2 protein-coding genes are annotated in these 1,206 nt (G+C 74.3%); both read right to left on the bottom strand.

Features of this window, described 5'->3' with window-relative positions; genetic code table 11:
- Positions 1 to 43 precede the first annotated feature (43 nt).
- Positions 44 to 1,003 carry a PrgI family protein gene (locus K228_RS0125100; RefSeq protein WP_188116258.1) on the bottom strand — a complete coding sequence of 320 codons (960 nt, stop codon included), beginning with the start codon at positions 1,001 to 1,003 and terminating at the stop codon, positions 44 to 46.
- Positions 1,004 to 1,006: 3 nt separating this feature from the next.
- The coding region (locus K228_RS29305) for a hypothetical protein (RefSeq protein WP_223160768.1) at positions 1,007 to 1,206 on the bottom strand (200 nt) is incomplete at its 5' end.

Below are 1,206 nucleotides of genomic sequence, written 5' to 3'. Positions count from 1 at the left end.
CCCACCTCGGGGACGACGTGGGGACGACGACGGTTCAACAGGTTCACGGCGCCTCACTTCCATCGGTGTCGGGGACGGCCCGTCCCGCGCCGGCCGACACCGGAGGGGACGACAGGGACGGCGTGGCGCAGGGGTTGAGCGCGCCCGCGAGAGTGCCGGCGGCGTCGACCGGGTCGAGCACCCTCGCGGCGACCTCGCAGCCGGACAGCGCCCGCACCGTCTCGGCGGCCTGCTGGGCCGCGTGGCCAGGGCCACGTTTGCTGCGTACCGCGACGGTGACGTGCCGGTGCAGCAGCTCCCGCCGGGTCGCGAGGTCGTCGAGGAACCCAACGTGTGAGCGGGCTGCCGCTTCCAACGCCGGGTCTGGCAGCCCTGGTGCCTGGGCCAGGATCCGGTCGGCCACGTGGGTCAAATCAACCCGCTGCGCGCGGACCAGGATCTGCGCCGGCCCATCTAGGCTGTGCAGCCAGCGGGCGAACCCAGCGACCAAGCCGTTCTGCTCCGCTGCGGTGCGCAGCCCGAACGCCACCGTGGAGGCTGCGACGAGGCCGGTGGTGCCGTCGGGGCCAAGGTCAACCAGGCCGTCGGCGGTGATGCCCTTGGCCGGAAGCCGCAACGGTGCGGGCAGCGGGAGCCGGTCACCCGGCCCCCGCGTGGTGGACACCCACGCCGGGGCCGGCGTGATCGGACCCTCGGACGGCAGCAGCCGGCCCGGGGCACGATAGTGGCGCAACGCGGCGCGCAGCCACACATCGAGGCTGATCCCGTCACGGCGACCGACGGCCAGGTAGAACGCCGCGCCGAGGATCGGCACACAGCAGGAGGCGAAGACCAGCGGCGGCACCACCGTCGCCAGGGCGGTCCACGCCGCGTATAGCACCACGCCGGTGACGGTCAGGATGACCAACTGCCGCCCCGTCAGGTTGAACGCGATGCGATCAGCCCGCTCCACATCAGCGGGTACTCGCGCGCGAAGCGGCGCCTCATCGTCACGGCGACTCATCAGCTACCTGCCTCTCTGGGACGGCGCCGCACCGTCGGCGGGGACGGGGACGGGGACGGGGACGGGGACGGCGACGGGGACGATGCCGGTCGGAACACCGGAGCCGCACTGCCCGCCGGTCGAGGCGGGGACGGACGCGGCGGGGCTGGGGATGGCCTCGCGGCCGGTGCCGGGGCCGGTGTCGGGGCCGGTGTCGGGGCCGG

The sequence above is a fragment of the Salinispora cortesiana genome (genome assembly GCF_000484695.1).
Lineage (GTDB): Bacteria > Actinomycetota > Actinomycetes > Mycobacteriales > Micromonosporaceae > Micromonospora > Micromonospora cortesiana.
The sequence above is the reverse complement of the archived record's forward strand: the minus strand, read 5'-3'. Positions and strand labels throughout refer to the sequence as shown.

Coding starts and splice junctions, on each gene's coding strand:
- K228_RS0125100 (WP_188116258.1), bottom strand. CDS start 1,003: ATGAGTCGCCGTGACGATGAGGCGCCGCTTCGCGCGCGAGTACCCGCT.